The following is a 2604-nucleotide window of genomic DNA, read 5'->3' on the forward strand; positions in this document are numbered from 1 at the left end:
ACATATGTTTTTGTTATCTGATCAATTTTATTGAAAAGTTGCGTGAACACTGTAAAGTCCATGGAATTCCTCTTTAACGAATTTTCAACTTTTTATCACCTTGGAACATAGATATATGCTAAACGCCTCATTTTCATTTATACATTACCTAAGTGTTTTCAGCATGATATCTTGGCTTTGATAAAATCTTTGTGCTTCTCTTAATTGTTCAGAGAGTACTGAACCTTCTACATTGGTTTTTGTTTTCATCGTATGATAGGCATTCCTTTTTTTTCATGATCAAAAATTTTCATATCAAGTTCGCGTCTTTTCCTTTTGATAAGTGATTTCTCAGCCTTACGTAAATGTGCTACCATTTGTACCTTTATAGATTCATTTTGGATCATGGCTAATGAACCATCGATATGTGCTTGAAGATCTGCAATATCTTTCAGGTTTTCTTTTGTTTGAAGTTCATTAAATAGACTTTTGAGGTATTGAAAACGATTTTCTACGTTTTCAAAACTTTTTAAAGTTATAGCTTTATTTAGTATTGAGAAAAATTCTAAACGCTCAAAAAGCAACGTGCCCATTTGATCAAAAGGCCCAGAAACTTTGTTTTCGTCCTCTAGTACCTTTTGATATGATTCTCTTGAAAGCTTATCACTCTTATAGAACGATTCTGGTTCTTTGAGAAAAAAACTAGAAAAATCTATAGTTTTAGGTCCAGTTTTTTGACTATTTGTTATAGCCTGATAGGTTTTTTCTGTTTGCGAAAGTTGTTCTTTTTTCAACTCAAGCTGTTTTTTTAAGAGCTCAATAATTTCCCCTTTTTTTAATAGATTAGTAAGCTCCAGATATTCTGCTGGTAGAGCAGGTGGTGGGGCTGGGTCCTTATGTGACGAGAGGTCATAAGATACGCTTGTAACTGCATTCGCATGTGCTAAATTTAGCATTCCCAAAAAGGTAATCATTCCTGTTATAATAAATCGCTTTTTCATCTGTTTCCTCGCTTGATTTCGGCAGGGATTGTTTTATTAATAGGCACACGATTCCTATCATTGGGCTGTTTTAGCTTTGGTGCTAATGCACAAGCCGATAAAAGGTTTGCAATCAAAATTACAAGTATGATTAACTTCATTTTAACATGACTCTTTTTACTGTTATACACATTCTGATATTTGTTGTCATTATTATAATTTTGACACCAAAGTAAAGTGTATAGTTTACGATAATTTATCTTTTCTTAATTTCATTTTTTAATTTATGAAAATAGCTCAATTTCAGTGCGAATATTTTTTACTTTAGGATTGGATATCTTGGTTGATGAAGTCCTGTGGTAAGAGCTATTGAAGTAATAATACTTATCCGTAGGAAACGGTTTACGAATCCGGAGAGAGGCATATCTATAGCGCCACGGATGATGAGCCATCCGTAGATGATGAAAGCGATTGTGATTCCAATTGAAACAAAGGGTGTAATTGTAGCTATTGTTTTTGAGGAAATATCCGTGACATATGTTTTTGTTATCTGATCAATTTTATTGAAAAGTTGCGTGAACACTGTAAAGTCCATGGAATTCCTCTTTAACGAATTTTCAACTTTTTATCACCTTGGAACATAGATATATGCTAAACGCCTCATTTTCATTTATACATTACCTAAGTGTTTTCAGCATGATATCTTGGCTTTGATAAAATCTTTGTGCTTCTCTTAATTGTTCAGAGAGTACTGAACCTTCTACATTGGTTTTTGTTTTCATGAAAAAAAGCAAATGCTGTAAAAAGCTTTATTGGTTAGATCTTATTATAGGCATATTTTTGTAGTTAGAGGCTACAATTTTTCTGTACAATTTACGTTTTTGTATTTCGATAAGAGTCTCTTCGTCATCGCTTAAATTTCTGACCATTTGTAGCTTTGTATATTCATTTTGGATCATGGCTGACATAGTCTTGATGCGTGTTTGCAGTTCGAAAACTTCTTTGAGATCTTTTGTTTTATTTATCTTATCTAAGAAATCGTCCATTTGTTTAAAGCGGTTTTCTGCGTCTTGAAAAGTTTGAAAACTTACAGCTTTTTCGACAATTCCACTATATTTAAGACGCGTATTAATTATTTCGCGCATTTTATAATACGGCAACTGCTGGAAGCCGTACCTTTTCTCTTCGAGAATAATCTCATTAAATCTTTTTTTAAATTCCCCAGTAGCTATGGCTTGGTAGTTTGTCTGTGTTTTTGGGTAGATAGAAGGCAAATCTTGTATGAAAGAATCCTTGTTTTCTCCTATTGTTGGTTTTTGTATCCTATTTCCTGTTATAGACTGATGAATTTTTTTCGCGTTTTCGATCTGGTTTTCGTTTGTTTTAATTTGTTGTTCTAACAACTTAATAATTTCCAGATATTCTGCTTTTGAAAAAGGACTTTTAACAGTTGAACCTTGAGTCCCAGAACCCCAACTAAAGTTAGACGTTAGAGTTAAATTTATCATCCCCAAAAGGGTAATCATTCCTGTTATAATAAATCGCTTTTTCATCTGTCTCCTCGCTTAATTTCGGCAGGGATTGTTTTATTAATAGGCACGCGGTTCCTATCATTGGGCTGTTTTAGCTTTGGTGCTAATGCACA

The 2604-nt window shown here is 33.1% G+C and carries 4 protein-coding genes and 1 pseudogene; all 5 read right to left on the reverse strand.

What is annotated here, in order from left to right; all coding sequences use genetic code 11:
- Positions 1 to 245: 245 nt before the first annotated feature.
- Complete coding sequence (locus tag ACFINM_RS09570; protein ID WP_375641266.1) at positions 246 to 980, reverse strand: type IV secretion system protein; 735 nt, start codon at positions 978 to 980, stop codon at positions 246 to 248.
- Positions 977 to 1120 carry a TrwH protein gene (locus tag ACFINM_RS09575; RefSeq protein WP_375641268.1) on the reverse strand — a complete coding sequence of 48 codons (144 nt, stop codon included), beginning with the start codon at positions 1118 to 1120 and terminating at the stop codon, positions 977 to 979. Before ACFINM_RS09575 ends, ACFINM_RS09570 begins: the two co-directional genes overlap by 4 nt.
- Before the next feature lie 182 nt (positions 1121 to 1302).
- A pseudogene (locus ACFINM_RS09580) lies at positions 1303 to 1554 on the reverse strand (type IV secretion system protein); the annotation flags it as partial.
- Between the two features lie 214 nt (positions 1555 to 1768).
- Positions 1769 to 2512: a type IV secretion system protein gene (locus tag ACFINM_RS09585; protein ID WP_375641270.1), complete on the reverse strand. Its 744-nt coding sequence runs from the start codon at positions 2510 to 2512 to the stop codon at positions 1769 to 1771.
- Positions 2509 to 2604, reverse strand: a 96-nt coding sequence (locus tag ACFINM_RS09590; protein WP_375618343.1) for a TrwH protein, incomplete at its 5' end; no start/stop codon positions are given. The genes ACFINM_RS09585 and ACFINM_RS09590, both read right to left, overlap by 4 nt.

The sequence above is a fragment of the Bartonella sp. AA168HLJHH genome, assembly GCF_042197365.1.
Lineage (GTDB): Bacteria > Pseudomonadota > Alphaproteobacteria > Rhizobiales > Rhizobiaceae > Bartonella.

What these genes read in the sequence shown, in the direction of transcription:
- ACFINM_RS09570 (WP_375641266.1), bottom strand. Translation starts at nt 980, where the DNA reads ATGAAAAAGCGATTTATTATAACAGGAATGATTACCTTTTTGGGAATG.
- ACFINM_RS09575 (WP_375641268.1), bottom strand. Translation starts at nt 1,120, where the DNA reads ATGAAGTTAATCATACTTGTAATTTTGATTGCAAACCTTTTATCGGCT.
- ACFINM_RS09585 (WP_375641270.1), bottom strand. Translation starts at nt 2,512, where the DNA reads ATGAAAAAGCGATTTATTATAACAGGAATGATTACCCTTTTGGGGATG.